Here is a 23,499-nt window from a genome sequence, read left to right on the forward strand (position 1 = left end):
TTTTAATATAATCAATTGCCGATAAATTCCACTGTTTTCTATTTTTTGAATTTATATTAAAATAAAGAGAGTTTACATAAAATGACCGTTTAAACAATAGGGGGAGTTTCATGAAAAGGTTTAAAGGTTTGAAGGCAAAACTGATAGGAGCCATAGTGCTTCTTGTGAGTGTTATATTAATTGTTCAAGGTGGGGCTAGTCTAACATTATCTAAACGTGCATTAGAAGAAAATACGAAAGAGAATATGGCCCTACAAACAGAACAGCTTGGTACTATACTTACAAATAACAAAGTGAATTCGGATCGATTTCGAAATCGTTTGATGAGTCAAAATGACCTTAGTTTGAAAGGTCAAATTGATTCAGCATTAGGAATTATAGAATATTTTTATAAGAAGCAAGAAGAAAGCGCTTTAACAGAAGAGGAAGCCAAATCAAAAGCTAAAGAAGCATTATCGAAGCTTTTCTATGGGCGTGGAGGCTATTTTTGGATTGATAATCATGATTATGAATTAGTCCTATATCCACCAGATCGCTCAAGAGAAGGGGAGAGTCGTGAAGATCTTAAAGCGGCTGATGGGAACACGATTGTAAAAAACATGGTGGATGAAGCTGTTTCAGAAGGTGAATCCGCTAAACGTTATGAAATGGCATCTGCAGATGGTGAAGATGTGCGCGCTTATGTGAAACACTTCAGCCCGTGGGGATGGATCGTTGGAACAAAACAGTCTCTAAGTGCAATTGATAGACAAGTAGAGATTACACAAGAGGATCAAGCCTATACGTTTCAAGAAAAAATAAAAGAATTAAGCGTTGATGGTAGTATTGGAGTTGTAGATTCATCAGGAGTCTTTACATATCACTCCAATGAAGATTGGAAAGGTAGTAAACAAGAAGTTATTGACCCAACAAATCAGGAAAATGTAATCTCTCAACTAATTCAAAAAGAAAATGGGTTTATGGAGTTTACATTGAATAAAGACGGTAAACAGACGAATTATTTAGGCTATGTTCAGAAGTTACCTGAATTAGGCCAATATGTTTTCATGACTAAAAATCAAAATGCATTGTTTAGCCAAGTTCAAAAGCAAACTCAATATCTATTTATGATCCTTGGCGGAGCTTTACTCATCACTTTGATTGTTACGTATTTTATAGCTTCATCATTCACGAAGCCGATTCAAACATTGAAAGAAGCAAGTCTACGAATTCGTGAAGGAGATTTAACGGTTGAAGTACCAGTGAAACGAAAAGATGAAATAGGGCAGTTAGGACAAGCCTTTAATGATATGACTACCCATTTAAGGCAGCTTGTACAAAGATCTCAACAGATTAGTGATTATGTAGAACAAACATCTAGCGGACTCAATCAAACGATTGAACAGACAGCTGCTTCACTTGATCAAGTATCTGGCGCAGTAGATGAAATAGCAAGTGGTACAACAAACCAAACGCATAAAACTCAAGAAGGAGTAGAAGTTATTAATTCTTTCGGGGATATTGCAGCTAATATCAGAGAAACATCAGAGCATATTCAAACCTCTTCTAAACAAGTACAAGTGAAAAGTGTAGAAGGTAGCGAAATCATTTCAACTCTAAATTCTAAGCAAACAGATAGTCAGTCTGCGATGAAGCAATTAGAACAGGTTATGGAGACGTTTACAACTCAGATTAGTGAAATCCAATCATTCACACAAGTCATTACAGATATTAGTGAAAAAACCAATCTTTTAGCTCTAAATGCTGCAATTGAAGCAGCACGTGCAGGAGAACATGGTAAAGGTTTCGCTGTTGTAGCAAGTGAAGTTCGTAAATTAGCTGAACAATCAACGAATGCGGCAGAAGACGTAGATAAGGTCATTAAACAGATCTATGATGAAGCCGTAGCTGCTAGTGAGGTGATGAAACAAACATCACAAACATTTGAGGAACAGAGTGACGCTGTTAATCAAACGAGTACCATCTTTAATACACTCCAAGACACAATTCAGGTAACAACAGAGCACTTTGATATGATCCATGATCAAATCCAGGAGTTATATGGGATTAAAGAACAAATTACTCATATGATGACTGAAATTAATGTCGTTACAGAACAGACAGCAGCCTCATCAGAAGAAGTTTCTGCTTCAGTAGAAGAACAATCCTCATCCATGAATGAGGTTCAGAACAGCATGAATCAGTTGCATGATCAAGCACAAGAGTTAAAGCAAGCCATCCAACAATTTAAGTTATAATAAGGGAAGCCTATTCTGCTATACTAAGCAGGGTGGGCTTTTTACGTTATGAAAGAAAATTACGTGATGTTTCAATTATTTTAGAAAAAGGGTAAACAAATGTGAAACTTTTTTATTGAAGAGTCGTATAACATAAGTGAAGGAGGAATGATTATGGAATTAGCTGGTGCTATTATAGGTATATTTATATTTGTTGGGTTAGTAATTTTTCTACTAAATATTATCACAAGTATTTGGGCCTATCGTGATTCACAACGTAAAGGAAAAAGTAAAGAGTATGCGCTTGTCGTATTAATCGGTACATTGTTTTTCCCGATTATTGGTCTTATTATATACTTGATCATTCGAAATGATTAATAAGCTAATGGTCTTATCCATTAGCTATTTTTTATGTAATTTTCATGAACATTTGTATCTAGTAGTTTAAAAATTTCCTTAAACCCCGATATAATAGATAGTAAGTTCTACATAAAAAAGGGGATAAACATATGAATGAACAAGAGCGAGGAATCCTACTAGAAAGTGGCACAAATGAATTAGAGGTTGTTGAGTTTGGAATTGGCAAGAATCGTTTTGGGATAAATGTTATTAAGGTTAAAGAAATTTTAACACCATTACCAATTACCCAAATCCCACATTCCCATCCTTCTGTTGAAGGTATTATAGATATCAGAGGCGAAGTGGTGCCAGTCGTTGATGTAGCACATGCATTAGGACTCCCTTCATCAGAAAATCCAGATCATGATAAATTCATATTAGCTGAATTTAACAAAACGAGAATTGTTTTTCATGTTCACGAAGTAACCCAAATTCATCGTATTTCATGGGAGAATATTCATAAGCCTGAAAAAATGTATCAGGGACTTGAAACACAAGTGACTGGTGTTATTCAGATGAATGAAGAAATGCTCCTTCTTTTAGACTTTGAAAAAATGATGGCAGATATTAACCCTGAATCTAGTGTACATAAAGACCAATTGAAAGTGTTGGGGACTCGTGAACGTTCTATGAAAAAAGTTTTAGTAGCTGAGGATTCAGCGCTACTGCGAGCTCTATTAGAAGAAACGCTTCATGAAGCAGGTTATACGAATTTGCAGTTATTTGAAGATGGGAAAGCAGCTATTGAGCACCTTGAACAACTAAAGGATGATGGGAAACAAATTGATGAAGAATATCAGTTAGTTATAACAGATATAGAAATGCCTCGTATGGACGGTCATCATCTGACAAAGCGAATCAAAGATGATGAACAATTATCCAAGCTTCCTGTTATCATTTTCTCTTCATTAATTACTGAAGATTTGCGTCATAAAGGTGAAATGGTTGGGGCAGATGCTCAAGTCTCAAAACCTGAGATTGTTGAGCTTGTTCAGTTGATTGATAGTAAAATTCTATAAAGTAAATACAAAAAAAGAATCGGTGGAAACACCGATTCTTTTAATTTCTATGCTTATGGACTTGATCATACCATTTCGTAATTTCCCTATTTAACGTTTCAGGGTTCTCAGAGAAAGGGGCATATTTGTTAACCATTTCTTTCTCACCTTCAGATAAACGCTGATAAGCATCTTTCATTTCTTCTGACCACTTCATCAGGTGGAATAGTTGATAGTTAAAGTCTTTCAATTCATTATTCAAGAGAGGTCCCTCCTTAATAAGAGGTATTCCTTTTCATGAAATAACTGAAACCATGAGGAGCACATTCGTAACTTATCTTTTTCTTCTGTGTGTCTGTTGACTCCATGTTGTAAATTGTCCCCAAGGTGAAAAAGCACTTGATGGTTGATAGCTATATGATTTCTTTTTACTGTTTTGTTGCTGTTTAGAAGGGTCTTTCCAATCCAAGTACTGATATAAAACATTTTTGGCTTTTGATAAGGAAAGGTTGGTTTTGGGATTTCGAAAAGTCTGATCAACGTTTCCTAAATGGCTTAATGTTTGAAAGTCCTGTTTCGTAGGTGGGATATGGAAATAATAGTCGGCAACTTGCACTAAGAGCGTGGAATGTTGATGGCTATATTTTGGGTGGTCGGAAAAGTGAAGGCCAATCTTTTTGGCTTGCTTTTTCTGTAGCAATTGTTGGATGGCTTTCTTCTTTAAGGTATATAAGTGTCTTGGGTCTGGAGCAGTCTTTGCATGGCGATTTACGACATACAATGCTTGTGCAATATTCTCTACAGACACTTTAGGGGTTGATTCCTTCAAAAAACTTCCTCCTTTTATGGTTTGTCTTTCACTATGTGTTGATTTCATCGTACAAAAGGTTCTGGAAAAAAGCAACCATCAGAAAGAAATGAGCGTCTATCTTCTGAAGACGCTCATTAACTAGGTTACTTAATATATTCTTTAAGATCTTTTACCATATTTTCTACAACACTTGGATCCATTGTATTCCCGTTATACTTTTTAATTGCTTTTCCATTAGGTGAAACGATATACAAGCTGGATGAATGGACGTAGTTATAATCAGGCTGTCCTTCAGCAGGGTCTTGAACTTCTGTCCGTTTTAGAAATGCCTTAAATGATTCAATAGAAAGCTTTTTAATTTCTTCTTGGCTATACCCTGTTAATAAATCCCAGTTTGTAAATTCAGCATCAAACTTCTGTGCGTAATCTTTTAAAACCTTTGGAGAATCGTGGTTTGGATCCATCGTAAATGAAACAAGTCGCACTTTATCGTTTAAACCTGCTTTTTTAAGTTCAGATTGTAATTTTGACATGTTTGCTGTCATAGGAGGGCATGCTGATGTACAGTTGGTGAAAATGAAATCTGCAACCCAAAACTTCCCCTTTAAATCTTCTGATGAGACCATCTCTCCGTCTTGGTTTTTATATTCAAAGTCTTGAATATCGTAAGAAAAATCACCTTCATATGTTTTAGGTTCTTCTGACGTCTGAGGTTGATCAGCACAAGCACTTAGAACACCTATAATCATAGCAAAGCCTAGTAGTAATACACGTTTTTTCATGCTTATTTCCTCCGATTTTATGTAATGCCATTCCTAAACTGTATTTTATCATGCAAGCTTATAGAAAAGCTATGAACAAAACGTGAATAAACACCCCAAAGCCCTATATGCTTTAGGGTGTTTTCATTACTGGTTATAACCACTTTGACTTCCATATGGATAGTTAAGCTGTTCCTGGTTGCTTGGGTTTACATAGTAGATATTCTCTTGATAATACGGACTCGGTTGTTGGTAATACGGTTGATAGTACGGCGGATAGTAAGGATATGGTGGATATGGGTAATAGTAAGGTCGAAAAGCACCGTAAAGTAACGGACCTACCACTAGACCTGTTAAAAAGGGTAAAAATGGACCTGCAAAACGTTGATCGTCATGGTGTTGAAAATCTTGATTTCGATCAGTTTGAGATGTGTACACTGGGTAGTAATACATGATAACACTCCTTTACAAATAGGCTTCTATAACATGTTATGAGAACGTGTGCCGAAATGAGCTTGTTTTTGCTAAGTTTTTATACATAAAAAGAGTCAAGCTAAATAGCCTGACTCATGAATTTGGTGACTTTAGTGTATGAATTGTAAATTCTGGTTTGCATAAAAACCTGTACGGTAAACGAGTGGTTCCGATTCCCCGACTGATATATAGGGAGAGGGGAGTAGGGCCAATTTCATGCCAACCTTCTACAAATTGTTGGGCCATAGGAGGAGTAATGACATATCCGAAGAAAGGAATTTGTATTTGCCCTCCATGACTATGACCAGAAAGCTGAACGTCAACTGGGTAAGGAGCAACCTTAGTAGCGTAGTCAGGTTCATGACACATTAGAAGTGTAAAGAGTTCTGAAGAGCTATCTCTTAGTGTTTCTTCTATATTTGGCTTCCCTAACATTGCATCGTCAAGCCCTGCTAGAACAATGGAGTCTCCATCTATTTGAATCGTAGCATGTTGATTTTGTAGCAGGGTAAAGCCACCAAGCTTCATAACACTTGCGATCTTTTCTGTTCCATACCCACCATGGTCATGGTTTCCGTATATCCAATACTTCCCTAAAGGAGCTTCAATTGTTTGTAGTAGATTTGCGGCCTGTTCTAAAATACGATTTGAAACTTGATCTGGTGCATCAACTAAATCACCAGTAAATAATATAAGATCAGCTTGCTCTTCTTTAATCCGATTTACTAATGCTCGAAACTGATCTATGTCATAGTGAAATCCTAAGTGTGTATCACTGAACTGTAATACCTTCACATTTGTAAAAGATGACGGAATCTTAGATGAAGAAATGGTTTCTTCATTCACAGTAAGCATGGAAGGCTCAATATGTTTAGCATAGTAATATGTCCCACCACTTATACCAAAGAGACTAAGCAAGCTGCCGAATATCCGTTTTATAAATTTTCTGCGACTCATTGGTTTCATTAGGTCCACGCCTTTAAAAGTTGTATTTCTAGAGCTAGTATTAATCTATGAATCTATTCTAAAGATTTCATGTAATAGCATTATAGCACGGAATTTTCCTTTTAAAAGACTATATGACTACTTGAAACAAAAATGAAAATTTCTATTCTATGAAAGGGTTTTCTATTACAAATCAAGAACATTATTAAAAAAGGAGGAGTATAACATGAAAGATCAAGTAGTGATTGTTACAGGTGGGTCTAGTGGAATGGGGAAATACATGGCCCAAAAATTTGTTCAAGAAGATTGTAAGGTTGTTATTACTGGGCGAAACGAAGAGCGGTTGGCAGAAACGAAAAAGGAAATTGCAGGTGACAAGCTGGACAATTTACATACGATTGTTATGGATGTTCGTGAGCCTGAAGATGTTGAAAGAATGGTGCGGGAAACTGTAGATCATTTCGGAGCAATTCATCATTTGATTAATAATGCAGCAGGTAATTTTATTTGCCCAGCTGAGAAAATGTCTATAAACGGTTGGAATTCTGTTATTGATATTGTGTTAAATGGAACATTTTACTGTAGTCGTGAAGTGGGGAACTATTGGATTAAAGAAGGAATCAAAGGAACGATCTTAAATATGGTAGCTACATATGCTTGGGATGCTGGCGCTGGTGTTATGCATTCCGCTGCTGCTAAAGCTGGTGTTCTATCTATGACTCGTACATTGGCGGTTGAGTGGGGCCATAAATACCAAATCCGTACCAATGCAATCGCTCCAGGACCAATTGAGCGTACAGGCGGTGCAGATAAGTTGTTTGAATCTGAAGAAGCAGCTAAGCGTACGTTAAACTCAGTTCCTTTGAAGAGGTTGGGTAAGCCTGAAGAAATTGCTGAACTAGCTTATTTCATAACATCCGAAAAAGCTTCTTATATGAATGGAGAAGTTGTCACACTTGATGGCGGGCAGTATCTAAATAACTTCCCATTTTAAGGACGTTATATTTTGTAATATTGAAGAGGCGAAATCAATTGTGGTTTCGCTTCTTTTTTAATGTTTAGAAAAAATTGTTATTCAATTATATGGCAGTTATGTGGAATAACTGTTTTAGTGAGAGAGGCGGTTCCGTTGCTATTGTGGAGTGCGGTGGGCTTGGGAACGGGTTGCTTTCCCCGGACGAACGATCGAGCCTCCTCATACGCTACGCTTCTTGCGGGGTCTCGCTCGCCCGTTATTCCGGAGGAGTCAACCCGTTCCCAAGCCCACCTTAGCCGAATGGTGATGAACGGAACCGCAGCGATATGAGGAGGTAATGCTTACGGACATTTGATCCGCTATTTCACCTTAAAATGGTTTTTCTAAAGAGCTTACGGACATTCATTCCGCTAATTGCTACAAATCACCTTATTAAAGAGCAATCTGTCACAAATAAGGTACCATATGTCCGTAACGACTCTCGAAATGCCTTAAAAGTTCAAAATAACGGAACAGATGTCCGTAAGGTTTAGAACTCACACACTAGGTTTCCGTTATTCTCCATAAACGCAAAGGGGGGGAAGGAAACGGCAAACTCCAGTGGTAGAAAGGGCAGATGAGACCCCACAGAGAACGGAGTGAACGAGGAGGCTCAGCTGGTCTTCCACAGGAGTATTGCCGTTTCACTGACCCCCTTACTCTCATACAAGCAACGGACTCCTCCGAACCTATATCTCGAATCCAAGTCTTCCAGATAAGGGGGCTTTAATGGAACAGTCACAGTAAAAAAGCTCAGAGCATAAACTCTAAGCTTGGAAGTATCTTTTATTAAATCACATATTTAAAAATCGCGAAGAAGTGTACAACGGAACCGGCTATCACGAACAAGTGCCAAACTGCATGGTGGAATGTGAAGCTTCTCCAAACATAAAAGATTGCCCCAATGGAATACAATAAACCGCCGACAACAAGTAAAACAATGCCTCCGAAAGCGAATGTTGCCACTAATGGTCCCCATGCAAGAACGATAATCCATCCCATTAATACATAAAATAACGTCGATAACACAACGAAGCGTTTAACAAAGAACATTTTAAAGATAACCCCTGAAATCGCAAGTCCCCAAACAATTCCAAATAACGTCCAACCTAATGTACCTCGAAGGTTTACTAATAATATAGGGGTGTAAGTCCCAGCAATAAACAAATATATGGCTGCATGATCAAAAATTTCAAAGATGTCTTTCCATTTACCTGGCGGAAAGCTATGCACTAATGTAGAACAAGTGTATAAAATAATCATAGTGGCCCCATAAATGGAGACAGCTACAATTTCCCAAGGGTTTCCTTCTAAGCTAGCAAAAACAACAAGGAGAACAAGCGCTGCAATACTTAACAGAACACCAATACCGTGCGTAATTGCATTAGCGATTTCTTCTTTTTTCGTAAAAGTATGTGTTTCCAAGAGACAAAACCTCTTCCTAACCGTTTTCTTCATTATAGCTTTTTTTGGTTAAATAAGCCAAAACATATCTATAAAAATTTTTAAACGACTGTGAAGAATATGAATGCAAAAGCAATGAATCCTACAGTTTTTATGCCAACTCTATTATAATAAAAAGTGATTCCAAACAGAGATTGAACATAACGGGGGAATGTAAATGGATCCATTAGATATCGTCGGAAATCTCAGCAACATTAAACCTGCCTATCAACCCGTATTTTCAGCGGTCAAACATGACATAATCGGATATGAAGTTCTTGGACGAATTGACCATGAGGGTGTTTGGAAGAGTCTTGGAGGCTTTTTTCAGGATTCACAAGTGCCGGATGAATTTAAACTAGAAGTCGATACACACATTTTATCTATTGCAATAGAGGATATCATGAAACATGATGACAAAAAGCTTCTATTTATCAATCGAAATGCTAAAGAGCTAATGGTTGAAGATGGAGAAACATTTATTGAAGCCCTTCAACCCTTTGTAGAGAGAGGATTTTCCCTGAATCGAATTGTTCTTGAAATAACAGAACATGACTTTGATGAAGACTTTGAATCTCTGAATCATTTATTACTTTATTATAAGACGTATGGAATTCAAATTGCTGTTGATAATGTTGGAGCGAAAAGTTCTAACCTGGATCGTCTGCGTCAATTAGAACCTCATATCTTAAAAGTTGACTCCAAAGTCTTGCGTGATAACGATTCGAGTGGTTATCAGGATATTATTTATTCTCTGTCTATGCTAGCAAGAAGAATTGGTGCAGCCTTATTATTTGAAAATATTGAGGACTCTTTCCAACTTTACTATGCATGGAAACATGGGGGACGTTTTTATCAAGGCTTCTACTTAGGAGAACCTTCTTATCACTTCTTGGATCCTTTTGAAAAGGAATTTCTCATTAAAGATCAGGTGAATTCTTTTATAAGAAGAGAAAAAGGGGTAATCGAAAAACGACTTGAATTTGTTCTGAAATGGGATCAGTGTTTAAGAGAATTACTTGTTCATTGGGATGGACCTAAGCGTGCTGATTCCTTTCTCGATAAGGTTACTTCTAACTTTAATTTTGAAAGTTTCCGTATGTACATTTGTGATAGTAATGGGAAGCAAATCTCATCTAACTTTCGACAAAGAAATGATGAGTGGATTAAAGAACCAGAAATTTTAGGTACAAACTGGGCGTTTCGTCCATACTTTTTAGAGAATATGATGCAAATGAAAATTTGGAATAAAGGGCGTTTATCTGACCTTTATTCAGATATTGAAACAAGAGAAATGGTTCGAACATTTAGTTTTCCTTTATCAGATCATCATTTTATTTTTATAGATATACGATACGATTTCATATATGAAAATGAATCCTTATTGATGTAAAAAAGGCTGACCTCACTTTAGTGTGAGGTCAGCTTTTTTTCCCTAAAAAGATACATCGCTTGTCTATTTGAGCGTGTTTTGTCTAAAAAAGATGTATACCAATTAAAGATTCGTCATATCTTTTCAAAGAGTGCATAAAACTGTGTTAATGCTCGCAATACTTGTCTCTTCTTGGTGTGATTTTACGAACGATTAGCACTCTGTTGCATAAAATATATTGATAGAATATGAGGTAAGAAAGGAAAGTTGCATACCATGAACTATCATTGTTTACATTGTTGTTTCATTACACAACAAGAAGATTACTGTCCAGCTTGTGGCCAAAACAATTTAATCCCAATTCACATCGAAGTTCATTCCAACAAAGATGCAAAATAAGAAAATCATGAAGAGAGGCCATTCCTTTTATGTAAGGAGTCTCTCTTTGGTTTAAAAGAAGGTGGAGGGATATATGAAGAGTAGAATGATGTTAGTTATTTTAAGTTTCGCTTTATTTATGGGGGTTCCTAGTGTACAAGCAACTAAAAAAGTAGATCAGCCTGATTGGGAATCATTAATGGAACAAGCTCACAACGTTCAAGCAAAATACTCAAATAAATCAGTTGAGTACACAACGATTCGAAAAGACTTCCGCAAGGTGTTCACAAAAGCAGCAATGATGACCATATTCATGGAGCATATTCTCATTCATGAGGAATTATTCCGTTTAGCATCAACAGACTTTTCGCCTTACATTATTCCGAGTTTGGAGTGGACAAGTTTTCATGTTCAAAAATCAAGTGATAATGAAGTTGTCTTATTGGAAGACCATAGAGAACCTACAGAATTAATGGGACCTCAACGAATTCTAAGAAAGGTTACCATTACTCAAACAGAAGAAGGCTGGAGAATCAGTCATTTAGATTGGGTGCAAAAAGAAGAGTCCAATAAAGAATAATGTTTTTTGATAAGCCGATACAAATAACATTTTTTTCAGGTGAAAATATGTTACAATGTTTTTTGGGATGAAAAAAACAATAATGACTCCTCATGTGTTCTTCAGAAGGAGTGTAAGACAATGTTAAGTATTGAACGAGAAGAACTAGATGAGTATTCAGTAGAAGACCTTATGATTCCATCCGAAAAAGTAGCCCACGTTCAAGGTGGCAACCCAATGGAACATGCTTTATTAGTACTAGTTAAATCCGGGTATTCTGCTGTGCCTGTATTAGATGCTCAATATAAACTAAAAGGAATTATTAGCAAGACGATTATTATCGATAACATACTCGGAGTTGAACAGTTTGAATTAGACAAATTATCCTCGATATGTGTTGAAGAAGTGATGGATACTGAAATTCCATACTTAAAACGCGGAAATTCTTTTGTTGATGGACTTCGATCTGTAATTGATCATCCTTTCGTGTGTGTCATCGATGAAGAAGGTCACTTTGATGGCATTTTAACGAGACGTGCCATCCTAAAAAGAACAAATCAGTATTTAGACTTAAAAAAATCATAATATGAACGTTATAAATTGTTGGCTTATTGATTAAGCCAACAATTTTTCTGTGCAAAAGTTTCTTAGGTTTGGGGGGATATGATGGAGCAATCTATCCATCAGCAGAAGAGTCAGACTTATTCAAAACGCCCTCTTGTACTTGCGGCGATTATGCTGGCGATGTTTCTTGCTGCTATTGAAGCAACCATTGTTTCAACTGCAATGCCAAGCATTGCATCAGATCTTGGTGGATTTTCATTATATAGCTGGGTGTTTTCTGCTTATTTACTAACGAATGCGAGCACGGTACTCATTTTTGGGAAGCTTTCAGATATTTTTGGTCGTAAACCAATCTTTTTGATGGGAATAAGCTTGTTTTTAACAGGATCATTATTATGTGGCTTTTCAACATCCATGGAAATGCTTATTGTATTCAGATTTATTCAAGGTATTGGTGCTGGTGCGTTAATGCCTATAGCATCAACGATTGTTGGTGATATATATACAAAAGAAGAACGAGCTCAAATACAAGGGTACCTGGCAAGTGTCTGGGGGATTTCAGCTGTAACAGGTCCAGCACTAGGTGGCTTCTTTGTCGATGTTTTAAACTGGAAGTATGTATTCTGGATGAACCTACCTTTAGGCTTTTTAGCGATTATTGGTATCGTGTTGTTTTTCAAAGAGGACATTGAAAAAGAAAAACGATCAATTGATTACATAGGATCTCTTCTTCTGATCGTAAGTGTATCTTCGTTAATGATGATTCTTGTTGAGGGTGGGGTAGCCATTCCATGGAATTCCAATACCATGTTCCTATTAATCATGTTCTCACTCATTGCTTTCCTTATGTTTATCTTTCAAGAACGAAGAGCTAAAGATCCTATGATGCCTTTTTCCATTTGGACCTATAGATCGATCACGGTTGCCAATATAACCTCTTTAACTACTGGAATGATTTTAATTGGGGTATCCAGTTTTTTACCGGCTTTTGTCCAAGGGGTTATGGAGCAATCAGCGACAGTTGCTGGATTTACATTGACCGCGATGTCTATTGGCTGGCCGATTTCATCTACAATTGCAGGGCGACTTTTATTAAAGATAGGGTTTCGAACGACTTCTATTTTAGGAGGATTAGCTCTCATTATCGGCGGAATCTTCTTCTTCATGCTAACTCCAGAAAAAGGTCCTTTTTGGGCAGCAATAGGTTCATTTTTTATTGGAGTAGGTATGGGACTATCAACAACTTCTTTTATTGTTTCCATTCAAAACACGGTAGACTGGAAACAGAGAGGTATTGCAACAGCCACAAATATGTTTATGCGGACGTTAGGCAGTGCACTTGGTGCAGCGCTTCTAGGTGGAATTCTGAATGGGAAGATACAATCTGTTATTGAGGAAAGAGGACTTGAAGATCAAGCTTCAGTAGATACAACAAATATCCTTTTAGACGCTAAAAAAAGAGGGTCGCTCCCCCAGGAAGTGTTACATACTCTACAAGATGCATTAACTATTGGATTACATCAGGTTTATATAGGTTTACTCCTACTAGCGATTCTCTCTTTTGCCTTAATTATATTTTTACCTAAAGGTGACAAAGCATGAATTCTTGTCACGGGGAACTCACTTTGATAAAGTAAAAAAGAGTCTTACATATGAAGGAGGAGCAATCCCATGGAAATGATGGACGCAAATGAGATTATTTCATTTATTTCAAACAGTAAAAAATCAACACCAGTGAAAGTATATATTAAAGGTGAAAACCTTAAGACGATTGACTTTGGTGAAGACGTTAAGGATTTCGTTCATAACGAATCAGGTGTATTATTCGGTGAGTGGAAGGATATCGAACCTTTACTTAAAGAAAACAAAGATTCAATCGCAGATTATGTTGTAGAAAATGACCGTCGTAACTCTGCTATTCCAACTCTTGATCTTAAGAACGTAAACGCTCGTATTGAACCAGGTGCAACAATCCGTGATCAGGTTGAAATCGGTGATGGTGCAGTTATCATGATGGGCGCGACAATTAACATTGGTTCTGTTGTAGGCGAAGGTACAATGATCGATATGAACGTTGCACTTGGTGGACGTGCTACTGTCGGTAAGAACTGCCACATTGGTGCTGGAACAGTATTAGCTGGCGTAATTGAGCCACCATCCGCTAAGCCAGTTGTTGTAGAAGACGAAGTAGTAATCGGAGCTAATGTTGTTGTACTTGAAGGTGTAACAGTTGGGAAAGGCTCTGTAGTTGCTGCAGGAGCTGTTGTTACACAAGATGTACCTCCAAATTCTGTAGTTGCAGGAACACCTGCAAAAGTCATCAAAGAAATTGATGAGCAGACAAAAGGTAAAACAGAGATTAAACAGGAACTACGTAAGTTAGATCAATAAAGAATTAAAGCAGGAGTGCTATGCTCCTGCTTTTTTCATAAAGAAATTGAGGTGAATCAGTTGAATCTAGAACAATTGCAAAGCATTCGAAGAGATTTACACCAAATTCCTGAGCTTGGTTTCCAAGAGAAAAAAACACAACAATATCTTCTTGAATACCTCCATCGTATTAATAATGAAAATATGGAGATTCAAACTTGGAAAACCGGGGTATTAGTTAAAATCAAAGGTAAAAATGCCGAAGAAACAATTGCGTACCGTGCAGATATTGATGCTCTTCCTATTACAGAAGAAACAAACTACTCGTTTGAGTCTCAACACAAAGGGAAGATGCATGCATGTGGGCATGATTTTCATATGACGATTGCACTTGGTGCGCTAACTCGAATAGCAGAGAACCCTCCACGTAACAATGTAGTATTTATATTCCAACCTGCTGAGGAGAACCCTGGTGGGGCACTTCCTATGCTGCAAAGTGAGGAGTTAAAAGCATGGTGGCCTGATCGAATTTTTGCCTTACATATTGCACCTGAATACCCGGTTGGAACGATCGCTTCACGAAGCGGGTTGCTATTCGCAAATACGAGCGAACTCTTTATGGACTTTAAAGGCAAAGGTGGACATGCAGCTTATCCGCATACAGCAAAAGATATGGTGTTAGCGGCTAGTTCTTTTAACGTACAGGCCCAACACATTGTTGCTCGTACAGTAGATCCACTCGATTCAGCTGTACTTACGGTAGGGAAGATGACAGCAGGTTTTGTTCAAAATGGTATTGCTGAAAATGCTCGTTTAGAAGGAACGATGAGAGCATTTAAAGCCGAAACAATGTCAGGTATGAAGCAGAATGTTGAAGGATTAGCTAAAGCAATCGAATTGGCCTATGAATGTACCGTATCTATTGATTATGGTTCGAACTATTATCAAGTATTTAATCATGAGCAGTTTATGGAACCATTTCAGCAGATTGTAGAAAAACGAGGGTTTAACTATGTAGAATGTCCACCTGCCATGACAGGTGAAGACTTCGGCTATATGCTCCGAGATATTCCGGGCTTTATGTTCTGGCTCGGTGTGGATTCTCCTTATGGACTTCACCATAGTCAATTACAGCCAAAGGAAGAGGCTTTAGAAGTGGGTGTTCAAGTCGTTGAATCGACAATTCGTGAGCTCTAACAGTCGTGCATACCCTTCTAGGAAGAGGATACACTAACGGTTGAAGGACTGTGTCCTGAGATTAGAAGGAGGTATGAATTGTGGCTCGAATTGGAGTTGAAGGAACATTAACAGATGTAAAAAATGCGCTACAATCAAAAGGTCATGATTGCGTAGATTTACGTAATGAAGACGACGCAAATGGATGCGACTGCTGCGTAATATCTGGTCAGGATAAAGATGTTATGGGGATGGCAGATGCTTCTATTCAAGGTTCAGTTATCAATGCCGATGGAATGACAGCAGATGAGGTTTGTCAGGCTGTTGAGGCACGTGGACAACAATAGAGTGTCCCTAAGCTGGCTCAATGGAGTTGAGTCAGCTTTCTTTTTATTCATTCAGTTAATTGTATTCATCTTTTTACATAAGGTTTTAATGGTTTAGGGGAGAGGTTGTATGATTACGTTAAAAATTTTATTAGTCGTGGTTTTAATCATTGCGACTGCTTTTTTCGTAGCTAGTGAATTTGCTATTGTCAAAGTAAGAAAAAGTCGCATAGAATCATTATCACAAAACGGGAACAAGAAAGCTGATCAAGTATTACATCTAATTAAAAATCTTGATAATTACTTATCTGCCTGCCAACTAGGAATTACGATTACATCCCTAGGTCTAGGTTGGTTAGGTGAGCCAACAGTAGATAAGTTGCTAAGACCAGTTTTTGAATCATTTGGCTTACCTGATCCATTAAGCCATACTATTTCATTTGCTGTTTCATTCTTTATCATTACATTTCTCCATGTGGTTTTAGGAGAGTTAGCACCAAAAACATTTGCCATTCAAAAAGCCGAGTCCATTTCGCTTATGTTAGCTCGACCATTGATTTGGTTTCACCGCATAATGTATCCATTTATTTGGTTGTTAAACGGTTCTGCTAATATGTTTGTTCGTCTATTTGGTTATCAAACCACTAAAGAACAAGAAGAGGTTCACTCTGAAGAGGAATTACGCTATATCTTGACACAAAGCTATCAGCAGGGGGAAATTACACCTTCTGAATATAAATATGTAGATCGTATTTTTGAATTTGATAATCGTTCAGCCAAGGAAATTATGATTCCACGAACAGAAGTGGTTGTCGTTGATGTTAATGATTCGATGACGGATATTATGGAGGTAATGCGTGCGGAACGCTATTCAAGATATCCGGTTATTAATGAGGACAAAGACGATATTGTCGGAGTTATTCATATGAAAGAACTGTTTTATGATAACTGTGATGATACAAGCCATATTCGGGATTATATTCGACCAGTTCCAAAAATTTTCGAAAACGTTCCTCTAAAAGACTTGCTCTTGAAAATGCAAAAAGAACATATTCATATGGCTATTTTAACGGATGAGTATGGAGGAACATCTGGTATTGCTACAGTAGAGGATATTTTAGAAGAGATTGTCGGTGAAATACGAGATGAATTCGATGAAGGTGAAGAATTACCGATGGAGAAACTTGATGACGGTACAAGGCTGCTAGACGGTAAAATGTCTATTCAAGATGTAAATGATTTCTTTAACTTAAACCTTGATCACGATGAAGTAGACACGATTTCAGGTTGGGTTTTAACACAAGACATTGATGCCGAAGTAGGTACAGAAATCGAGGTTGATCCTTATCAATTCAGGGTTGAAGAGATGGAAGATTCTTATATCAGAAAGATAAAAGTGTGGAAGAAGGAATAAAAAAGGTTTGAGGGGTAAAGCCCTCAAACCTTTTTTTGTTTAGTCTTCTTTCTTTTCAATATAAACCTGATGTGGGAACGGAATTTCAATTCCAGCAGCATCAAGTGCTTCTTTCATACGTTTGCGAAGGTCACGTTCAACAGCCCATTGCTGCATGTTTTCAGTGTGTCCTAATACACGCAGGACTACATCAGAAGAGCCTAATGTTTGTACACCTAATACATTTGGACCATCCTTGAAGCGGTTATCGTTTTGAGCAAATTCATCACAAACTTGTTGTAACACTTTCATAGCTTCATCAATGTTTTCACCGTAAGCTATGCCGATATCAACAAGTGCACGCATGTTTCCTCGAGAGTGGTTGCTTACTGTGCTGATGTGACGGTTCGGTACAAAATTTAATGTTCCGTCAAAGCTGCGGATTTGAGTCGTTCTTAATCCAATTTCTTCAACAACACCATTCATACCACCAGCCGTTACGTACTCATCTACTTCAATTTGCTTTTCAATTAACAGAAAGAAACCTGTTACGATATCACTTACGAGCCCTTGAGCACCAAAGCCGATCGCAAGTCCAATAATTCCTGCACCTGCAATAAGTGGTGCTAGGTCAATGTTTAATAATCCAAAGATTGTAGCAATAAGGATAAAGCCTAAAACGTATGAATAAACATTTATGCTTAATTTTTCTAATGTTTTAGAACGTCCTTCGGAAATTTTCTGCTTCTTACCTGCCTTTTGAATAGAAGAAGTAATAATTTTCTTGCCAATAGGAGATACGATTAAGAAAACAATCAGTACAAGGCCAATTTTAAGTCCACCTGTTATAACAGCTTCTAAAAGGCCTCCCATATTAAATTCACCGTCTTTCATAAAATCCATGTAATAGCTCCTTTCAGTGTCTCTTATGTAAGTATTCGTTTTTCTATAAAATCTACTATACTTTATTTGGACATCAGATTTCAATTAATAGGAAAGAAGAGGTGGGTACACCCTTAAAATCATCATAAGCATATCATTTTCAATCTCTTTGATTTTATTGTTTAATGAAAATAGGTTTTGGGAAACATGAATAAGGGTGTTCTTTGGTGTGAGGGGATTTCATCTCCAGATTACATTAATTTTAATATAACATTGACTATTAATAGTGGCTTGGTTATAATATCTATTGTGTTTAATACCACACCAAATGTTGGTTATATGAGCAAAAAATTGCTCTATTAAATACTTACTCAATTATGGAGGGATCACTTATGGCAGAACGTCTAGTAGGAAAACAAGCTCCACGCTTTGAAATGGATGCTGTAATGCCTAACAAAGAATTCGAAAAAGTAAGTCTTGAGAACATTATGAAAGAAGACAAATGGACAGTCCTATTCTTCTATCCAATGGACTTCACTTTCGTATGCCCAACAGAAATCACTGCATTGTCTGACCGTTATGACGAATTTGAAGATCTTGATGCTGAGGTTATTGGCGTATCTACAGATACCGTTCACACTCACAAAGCATGGATCAACACTTCTCGTGAAGATAACGGATTAGGTGATCTTGCTTATCCATTAGCAGCTGACACGAACCACAAAGTTTCTACTGAATATGGTGTGCTTCTTGAGGATGAAGGTGTTGCACTTCGTGGACTATTCATCATCAGCCCTGAAGGTGAATTAAAGCATGCAACAATTAACCACAATGATGTAGGCCGTGACGTAGACGAAACACTTCGTGTACTACAAGCACTACAAACTGGCGGACTTTGCCCAGCAAACTGGAAGCCGGGTCAAGAAACTCTATAATATAAACAACATCAGGGTCTAACCATAGCGTTAGACCTTTTTCCTATCTACACACAACACAGAAACTCCAAACCTAAGGAGGGTGATCAAATGAAGCTAAGAGCACCAATGCCTGAATTATCAGGTGCAACTGAATGGTTAAATGGTGAAGTGACTAAAGATGATCTTTTAGGTGACAAACCAACATTAATTCACTTCTGGTCTGTAAGCTGTGGCTTATGTAAAGAAGCGATGCCGAATGTGAATGAGTTCCGAGATCGTTATAGTGACGAGTTAAACGTTGTAGCTGTTCACATGCCTCGTTCAGAAAAAGACCTTGATCTTGATAAGATTAAGGAAACGGCTGAAGAGCATGGTATTACACAGCCGATTTTCGTTGATAACAAGCACGCTCTTACAGATGCATTCGAAAATCAATACGTTCCAGCTTACTATGTATTTGATGAAGAAGGAAACCTTCGTCACTTCCAAGCTGGTGGCGGCGGTATGAAAATGCTTGAGAAACGCGTAAACCGTGTACTAGGCAATAAATAAGGTGATGATGGAAGCTCCGGTCTTTTAGGCTGGGGCTTTTCTTTATGCTTGAATACCTTTAAAGTTTGATTTCAAATACCACGAGTAGGTCTAAAGGTACGTTTTTATTTCATAAATGTAGTTATATCCCTATCTATCAGCCTAAATTGAAGAAAGCATTTAAAATTTTAAAAAAATTTATGCAAATGGGTGGAAATTTATTTCGGAACTCGATATATTTATAAATACGTAAAAAAATTACAAAGAAAAAGGAGGGGGCACTTTGGATACGTTCAAGAAGTTGAAGATGTACTATCTACCATTTACGAAGTATTTCTTCATATCATTAGTGTTTCTGCTGTTAGTTACTGGGATCACGGTTGTTTATCCGGTCGTATTACAGAAAACGATTGATGATGTTGTAGAACCAGAGCGCTATGAATTAATACCATATTTAGCATTGGCATTTATTGGGTTAATGTTAATTAAAGGAATTGCTACTTATTTACATCAATACTTAGGTGATTTATTTGGAATTAAATCAGTATATACATTAAGAGACGGTTTATATCAAAAGCTACAACGTCTCCCGTTTCGCTATTATGATAATGCAAGAACTGGAGACTTAATGTCACGTCTTACAGCAGATGTAGAAGCGTTCCGTTTCTTCTTATCATTTGGGTTCTCGGAATTTATTCGGATCACTTCATTAATCCTCATTAGTTTAAGTGTTATGTTTTATTATTCTGTACCACTTGCATTGGTCACAATGGCTGCGATGCCTTTCTTGGCCGTTGTTGTTTTTCAGTTTGACCGACGTGTACACCCAGCATTCCGAGGCATCAGAAAAGCATTTGGCCGCTTAAATACACGTGTACAAGAGAATATAAGCGGAATGAACACGGTTAAATCACTATCTCGTGAGGATTTTGAGATCGGCCGATTTGTTGATAAAAACGATGACTACCGACAGAACTACTTAACAACAGCAACCATTTGGGCTAAGTATTTTCCTTTAATGGAGTTTATCGGAAACATTTGTGTGGTTGCTTTGTTAGCATTTGGTGGTCATTTAGTTATCACTGAGCAGTTAAATCCAGGGGAACTCGTGGCATTCTTTAGTCTCGTATGGTACATTCTTGGACCTCTTATGAACTTTGGTTTCGTTATTAACTTGTTCTCTCAATCGAAAGCTTCGGGAGAGCGTTTATTAGAAATTCTAGAAGCTAAAGAAGATATTCAAGAGATTGAAGAACCGAATCGAAAAGCTCGTATGGATGGTCACGTAACGTTTAAGAATGTAACCCTTTCCTATGAGGAAGATGATGATTCAGCCTTGAAGGATATTAGTTTTGATGCCCCTCCAGGCAAAACAATTGGTTTGATCGGTGCAACAGGTTCGGGAAAAACAAGTATTACGCAGTTGATTACGCGATTCTATGAACCGCAAGAGGGGGAGGTACTTGTTGATAATAAGCCTGTTGATCATTATGGCTTAAAAGAGCTTAGAAGTAACATAGGTTTTGTTTTACAAGAGTCGTTCTTGTTCTCAACTACCATTAAAGAGAACATTGCATATGGAAATCCTGAAGCTTCTATGGATGATATTATCGATGCCGCAAAACGTGCACAAGCACATGACTTCATTATGGATATGCCAAATGGCTACGATACATTGCTAGGTGAGCGTGGTATGGGGCTTTCTGGAGGTCAAAAACAGCGTGTTGCTATTGCTCGAGCGATTTTAATAGATCCAAGTATTCTTGTTTTAGATGACGCAACCTCAGCAGTTGATATGGAAACAGAACTACGTATTCAAAAAGCACTAAGAGAGGTAATGGTTGGCCGAACGACATTTATCATTGCCCATAGAATATCATCACTTAAACATGCTGATGAAATCCTTGTTTTAGAGGATGGAAAGATTGTAGAACGTGGTGTACATGATGATCTGCTTAGTAATGGAGGGCCATACCAACGTATTTACGATATACAATACCAAGATAAAGAAGCGATTATGCAAGCTTCTAAGAACGCATAAAGGGGGGAGAGAACTTGGCAAAACGTCCACAAGAAGAGAAAAAAGTGAGTCCTCATTTAAAACGGTTTAAATATACTCAAGACCAAGCCATCGAAAAACCATTTAACTGGCAACAGATGGTACGTATGTTGCAATACCTTAAACCTTACTCTAAGAGATTATTGCCGTTAGCCATTTTAGCTATGCTTGTTTCTACGGCAGTCCGCTTAGCAGTTCCAATTCTTATTGGTAAAGTAGCGATTGATGTAGCCATTGAAGGAAAGGATACAACCTTACTAACTTGGCTTGTTGTAGCTATTGGTGTTCTCTACTTATTTAGCTATGTAGGGAACGCTCTGCGAATAAGATGGGTAAATGTTTTAGGGCAAAATGTGATTTATGACTTAAGAAAACATTTATTTTCCCACGTCCAACGTTTGTCCCATAAATTCTTTGATTCGAAATCAGCTGGTTCCATTCTAGTTCGAATTATGAACGATATTAATTCCCTTCAAGAGCTATTTACAAATGGAATTATCAACCTATTAATGGATGTAGTTACACTGTTCGGTATTGTTGTGATTTTGCTTGTGTTAAGTCCAAAGCTTGCCCTTGCAATCATGGTTATCTTACCAATCATGTTTTATATTTCTACAAAGCTACGTAGGAAGATCCGTCGTTCCTGGCAGCAGGTACGTATTCAGCAATCTCGATTGAACTCTCACTTGAATGAAAGTATTCAAGGTATTCGTATTACGCAATCTTTTTCACAGGAAAAAGAGAATACAGAGTACTTTGATGGTGTAAATACGGACAACTTTGAAAGTTGGAGAAACGCAACGAAAAAAAGTGCAATGTTCCGTCCTTTTGTAGAAATGAGTAATGCAGTGGGGACTGTGATCTTAATTTCATTTGGTGCTTATTTAATTATTCAGGGTCCAGAAAATGGCGGGATTGAATTAGGTACATTTGTTACGTTTGCCTTTTTCTTAGGTATGTTCTGGGAGCCAATCTCCCGCCTTGGTCAAATGTACAATCAGCTTCTCATGGCAATGGCAGCATCTGAACGTATTTTTGAATTTCTAGATGAAGAGCCAAATGTCGAAGAACGTCAAGACGCCATTAAGCTTCAAGATATGAAAGGCCATATTGAATTTGATCATGTTCAGTTTGCTTATGATGAAGAACGTATTGCCCTTCATGATATCTCATTAGAAATGAAAGCCGGTCAAACCGTAGCTTTAGTAGGTCATACAGGTAGTGGTAAATCCACGATCGCAAATTTAATTAGTCGATTCTATGATCCAACCAAAGGTTCTGTAAAAATCGATGGTCATGATTTAAGAGACTTAACACTAAATAGTGTACGTCAACAAATTAGTGTTGTCTTACAGGATACATTTATTTTCTCAGGTACTATTAAGGAAAACATTCGATTTGGTCGCCCTGATGCTAGCGATGAAGAAGTAATGGAAGCAGCAAAAGTCGTAGGTGCTGATGACTTCATTCAGCGACTAGCTAATGGATACGAAACAGAGGTAGAAGAACGAGGAAATATTCTATCAGCTGGTGAACGTCAGCTTCTATCCTTTGCTCGTGCGTTACTAGCCGATCCGAAGATATTAATCTTAGATGAGGCGACATCAAGCATTGATACGGAAACCGAAGTGAAGATCCAAGAGGCTCTCCAACGTTTATTAAAAGGACGCACAGCGATCATTATCGCTCACCGTCTATCAACCATTCGTGAGTCTGACAATATCTTTGTCCTTGAACACGGTAAGATTCTTGAACAAGGAAACCATGCTGAGTTAATGGAGCAACGTGGAGAGTACTTTGACTTAGTTAAAACTCAATTCCAAATGCTCGATGCAATGTAATGACAATCCTGTCCCACATTATGGGGCGGGATTTTTTATTGTTTTCCATAAATGATCTGAGATATACCT

At 37.6% G+C, this 23,499-nt stretch carries 24 protein-coding genes; 17 read left to right on the plus strand and 7 right to left on the minus strand.

Annotated features, from left to right (window positions below; all coding sequences use genetic code 11):
- Positions 1 to 110 precede the first annotated feature (110 nt).
- The 3 genes from GS400_RS08110 (at position 111) to GS400_RS08120 (ending at position 3,634) form a co-directional block, all read left to right on the plus strand.
- Positions 111 to 2,237 carry a methyl-accepting chemotaxis protein gene (locus GS400_RS08110; protein ID WP_160100694.1) on the plus strand — a complete coding sequence of 709 codons (2,127 nt, stop codon included), beginning with the start codon at positions 111 to 113 and terminating at the stop codon, positions 2,235 to 2,237.
- Between the two features lie 153 nt (positions 2,238 to 2,390).
- Positions 2,391 to 2,594: a PLDc N-terminal domain-containing protein gene (locus GS400_RS08115; RefSeq protein ID WP_027446441.1), complete on the plus strand. Its 204-nt coding sequence runs from the start codon at positions 2,391 to 2,393 to the stop codon at positions 2,592 to 2,594.
- 131 nt (positions 2,595 to 2,725) lie between these two features.
- Entirely contained in the window at positions 2,726 to 3,634 is a 909-nt protein-coding gene (locus GS400_RS08120) for a chemotaxis protein (RefSeq protein WP_160100698.1), read from the plus strand.
- Between the two features lie 40 nt (positions 3,635 to 3,674).
- Here GS400_RS08120 and GS400_RS08125 read toward each other — a convergent pair whose 3' ends face one another.
- From GS400_RS08125 to GS400_RS08145, 5 genes are all read right to left on the minus strand, one after another.
- Positions 3,675 to 3,875 (minus strand): hypothetical protein, encoded by a 201-nt coding sequence (locus GS400_RS08125; RefSeq protein WP_160100700.1) that lies wholly within the window; start codon positions 3,873 to 3,875, stop codon positions 3,675 to 3,677.
- A gap of 72 nt (positions 3,876 to 3,947) precedes the next feature.
- On the minus strand, positions 3,948 to 4,442 hold the full coding sequence (locus GS400_RS08130) for a YkyB family protein (RefSeq protein ID WP_236561205.1): 495 nt from the start codon (positions 4,440 to 4,442) through the stop codon (positions 3,948 to 3,950).
- A 125-nt stretch (positions 4,443 to 4,567) separates the two neighbouring features.
- Positions 4,568 to 5,206: an SCO family protein gene (locus GS400_RS08135; RefSeq protein ID WP_160100704.1), complete on the minus strand. Its 639-nt coding sequence runs from the start codon at positions 5,204 to 5,206 to the stop codon at positions 4,568 to 4,570.
- Positions 5,207 to 5,332: 126 nt separating this feature from the next.
- Positions 5,333 to 5,638: a hypothetical protein gene (locus GS400_RS20045; RefSeq protein ID WP_201450144.1), complete on the minus strand. Its 306-nt coding sequence runs from the start codon at positions 5,636 to 5,638 to the stop codon at positions 5,333 to 5,335.
- A 114-nt stretch (positions 5,639 to 5,752) separates the two neighbouring features.
- Positions 5,753 to 6,625, minus strand: coding sequence for a metallophosphoesterase (locus GS400_RS08145; protein ID WP_370519771.1), 873 nt, complete (start codon positions 6,623 to 6,625; stop codon positions 5,753 to 5,755).
- 205 nt (positions 6,626 to 6,830) lie between these two features.
- Between GS400_RS08145 and fadH the strand changes: the two genes are divergently transcribed.
- Together fadH and GS400_RS08155 are read left to right on the plus strand one after the other, a co-directional pair.
- The gene (gene fadH / locus GS400_RS08150; RefSeq protein ID WP_160100708.1) at positions 6,831 to 7,598 is read left to right on the plus strand and encodes a 2,4-dienoyl-CoA reductase; all 768 of its coding nucleotides are present in this window, start codon (positions 6,831 to 6,833) and stop codon (positions 7,596 to 7,598) included.
- 356 nt (positions 7,599 to 7,954) lie between these two features.
- Complete coding sequence (locus GS400_RS08155) at positions 7,955 to 8,113, plus strand: hypothetical protein (RefSeq protein WP_160100710.1); 159 nt, start codon at positions 7,955 to 7,957, stop codon at positions 8,111 to 8,113.
- A 295-nt stretch (positions 8,114 to 8,408) separates the two neighbouring features.
- Here GS400_RS08155 and GS400_RS08160 read toward each other — a convergent pair whose 3' ends face one another.
- Entirely contained in the window at positions 8,409 to 9,077 is a 669-nt protein-coding gene (locus tag GS400_RS08160) for a PAQR family membrane homeostasis protein TrhA (protein ID WP_160100712.1), read from the minus strand.
- Between the two features lie 163 nt (positions 9,078 to 9,240).
- Here GS400_RS08160 and GS400_RS08165 point away from each other — a divergent pair, with 163 nt between their 5' ends.
- The 8 genes from GS400_RS08165 (at position 9,241) to GS400_RS08200 (ending at position 17,221) form a co-directional block, all read left to right on the plus strand.
- Positions 9,241 to 10,455 (plus strand): EAL domain-containing protein, encoded by a 1,215-nt coding sequence (locus GS400_RS08165; protein ID WP_160100714.1) that lies wholly within the window; start codon positions 9,241 to 9,243, stop codon positions 10,453 to 10,455.
- Positions 10,456 to 10,906: 451 nt separating this feature from the next.
- Positions 10,907 to 11,392: a DUF3993 domain-containing protein gene (locus GS400_RS08170; protein WP_160100716.1), complete on the plus strand. Its 486-nt coding sequence runs from the start codon at positions 10,907 to 10,909 to the stop codon at positions 11,390 to 11,392.
- Positions 11,393 to 11,512: 120 nt separating this feature from the next.
- Entirely contained in the window at positions 11,513 to 11,956 is a 444-nt protein-coding gene (gene cbpB / locus GS400_RS08175) for a cyclic-di-AMP-binding protein CbpB (protein ID WP_160100718.1), read from the plus strand.
- A gap of 81 nt (positions 11,957 to 12,037) precedes the next feature.
- Positions 12,038 to 13,537, plus strand: a complete 1,500-nt coding sequence (locus GS400_RS08180) for an MDR family MFS transporter (protein ID WP_160100720.1) — start codon at positions 12,038 to 12,040, stop codon at positions 13,535 to 13,537.
- Between the two features lie 69 nt (positions 13,538 to 13,606).
- Positions 13,607 to 14,326 (plus strand): 2,3,4,5-tetrahydropyridine-2,6-dicarboxylate N-acetyltransferase, encoded by a 720-nt coding sequence (gene dapD, locus GS400_RS08185; protein ID WP_027446454.1) that lies wholly within the window; start codon positions 13,607 to 13,609, stop codon positions 14,324 to 14,326.
- Between the two features lie 60 nt (positions 14,327 to 14,386).
- A complete protein-coding gene (locus GS400_RS08190; protein ID WP_160104559.1) occupies positions 14,387 to 15,502 on the plus strand; it encodes an N-acetyldiaminopimelate deacetylase in 1,116 nt (371 codons plus the stop codon).
- Positions 15,503 to 15,582: 80 nt separating this feature from the next.
- A complete protein-coding gene (locus tag GS400_RS08195; RefSeq protein ID WP_027446456.1) occupies positions 15,583 to 15,828 on the plus strand; it encodes a YkuS family protein in 246 nt (81 codons plus the stop codon).
- Positions 15,829 to 15,937: 109 nt separating this feature from the next.
- Complete coding sequence (locus GS400_RS08200; RefSeq protein ID WP_160100722.1) at positions 15,938 to 17,221, plus strand: hemolysin family protein; 1,284 nt, start codon at positions 15,938 to 15,940, stop codon at positions 17,219 to 17,221.
- Positions 17,222 to 17,260: 39 nt separating this feature from the next.
- On the opposite strand, the gene GS400_RS08205 is transcribed toward GS400_RS08200, so the two are convergent.
- Positions 17,261 to 18,103, minus strand: coding sequence for a mechanosensitive ion channel family protein (locus GS400_RS08205; protein WP_160100724.1), 843 nt, complete (start codon positions 18,101 to 18,103; stop codon positions 17,261 to 17,263).
- 371 nt (positions 18,104 to 18,474) lie between these two features.
- Between GS400_RS08205 and GS400_RS08210 the strand changes: the two genes are divergently transcribed.
- From GS400_RS08210 to GS400_RS08225, 4 genes are all read left to right on the plus strand, one after another.
- Positions 18,475 to 19,017 carry a peroxiredoxin gene (locus GS400_RS08210; protein ID WP_160100726.1) on the plus strand — a complete coding sequence of 181 codons (543 nt, stop codon included), beginning with the start codon at positions 18,475 to 18,477 and terminating at the stop codon, positions 19,015 to 19,017.
- Between the two features lie 90 nt (positions 19,018 to 19,107).
- On the plus strand, positions 19,108 to 19,551 hold the full coding sequence (locus GS400_RS08215; RefSeq protein WP_160100728.1) for a TlpA family protein disulfide reductase: 444 nt from the start codon (positions 19,108 to 19,110) through the stop codon (positions 19,549 to 19,551).
- A 262-nt stretch (positions 19,552 to 19,813) separates the two neighbouring features.
- A complete protein-coding gene (locus GS400_RS08220; RefSeq protein WP_160100730.1) occupies positions 19,814 to 21,571 on the plus strand; it encodes an ABC transporter ATP-binding protein in 1,758 nt (585 codons plus the stop codon).
- A 14-nt stretch (positions 21,572 to 21,585) separates the two neighbouring features.
- Positions 21,586 to 23,430 (plus strand): ABC transporter ATP-binding protein, encoded by a 1,845-nt coding sequence (locus GS400_RS08225; RefSeq protein WP_160100732.1) that lies wholly within the window; start codon positions 21,586 to 21,588, stop codon positions 23,428 to 23,430.
- Positions 23,431 to 23,499 lie beyond the last annotated feature (69 nt).

Source organism: Pontibacillus sp. HMF3514 (assembly GCF_009858175.1).
GTDB lineage: Bacteria > Bacillota > Bacilli > Bacillales > BH030062 > Pontibacillus.

What these genes read in the sequence shown, in the direction of transcription:
- GS400_RS08110 (WP_160100694.1), top strand. Translation starts at nt 111, where the DNA reads ATGAAAAGGTTTAAAGGTTTGAAGGCAAAACTGATAGGAGCCATAGTG.
- GS400_RS08115 (WP_027446441.1), top strand. Translation starts at nt 2,391, where the DNA reads ATGGAATTAGCTGGTGCTATTATAGGTATATTTATATTTGTTGGGTTA.
- GS400_RS08120 (WP_160100698.1), top strand. Translation starts at nt 2,726, where the DNA reads ATGAATGAACAAGAGCGAGGAATCCTACTAGAAAGTGGCACAAATGAA.
- GS400_RS08135 (WP_160100704.1), bottom strand. Translation starts at nt 5,206, where the DNA reads ATGAAAAAACGTGTATTACTACTAGGCTTTGCTATGATTATAGGTGTT.
- GS400_RS20045 (WP_201450144.1), bottom strand. Translation starts at nt 5,638, where the DNA reads ATGTATTACTACCCAGTGTACACATCTCAAACTGATCGAAATCAAGAT.
- GS400_RS08145 (WP_370519771.1), bottom strand. Translation starts at nt 6,625, where the DNA reads ATGAAACCAATGAGTCGCAGAAAATTTATAAAACGGATATTCGGCAGC.
- fadH (WP_160100708.1), top strand. Translation starts at nt 6,831, where the DNA reads ATGAAAGATCAAGTAGTGATTGTTACAGGTGGGTCTAGTGGAATGGGG.
- GS400_RS08155 (WP_160100710.1), top strand. Translation starts at nt 7,955, where the DNA reads ATGGTTTTTCTAAAGAGCTTACGGACATTCATTCCGCTAATTGCTACA.
- GS400_RS08160 (WP_160100712.1), bottom strand. Translation starts at nt 9,077, where the DNA reads ATGAAGAAAACGGTTAGGAAGAGGTTTTGTCTCTTGGAAACACATACT.
- GS400_RS08165 (WP_160100714.1), top strand. Translation starts at nt 9,241, where the DNA reads ATGGATCCATTAGATATCGTCGGAAATCTCAGCAACATTAAACCTGCC.
- GS400_RS08170 (WP_160100716.1), top strand. Translation starts at nt 10,907, where the DNA reads ATGAAGAGTAGAATGATGTTAGTTATTTTAAGTTTCGCTTTATTTATG.
- cbpB (WP_160100718.1), top strand. Translation starts at nt 11,513, where the DNA reads ATGTTAAGTATTGAACGAGAAGAACTAGATGAGTATTCAGTAGAAGAC.
- GS400_RS08180 (WP_160100720.1), top strand. Translation starts at nt 12,038, where the DNA reads ATGGAGCAATCTATCCATCAGCAGAAGAGTCAGACTTATTCAAAACGC.
- dapD (WP_027446454.1), top strand. Translation starts at nt 13,607, where the DNA reads ATGGAAATGATGGACGCAAATGAGATTATTTCATTTATTTCAAACAGT.
- GS400_RS08200 (WP_160100722.1), top strand. Translation starts at nt 15,938, where the DNA reads ATGATTACGTTAAAAATTTTATTAGTCGTGGTTTTAATCATTGCGACT.
- GS400_RS08205 (WP_160100724.1), bottom strand. Translation starts at nt 18,103, where the DNA reads ATGGATTTTATGAAAGACGGTGAATTTAATATGGGAGGCCTTTTAGAA.
- GS400_RS08210 (WP_160100726.1), top strand. Translation starts at nt 18,475, where the DNA reads ATGGCAGAACGTCTAGTAGGAAAACAAGCTCCACGCTTTGAAATGGAT.
- GS400_RS08215 (WP_160100728.1), top strand. Translation starts at nt 19,108, where the DNA reads ATGAAGCTAAGAGCACCAATGCCTGAATTATCAGGTGCAACTGAATGG.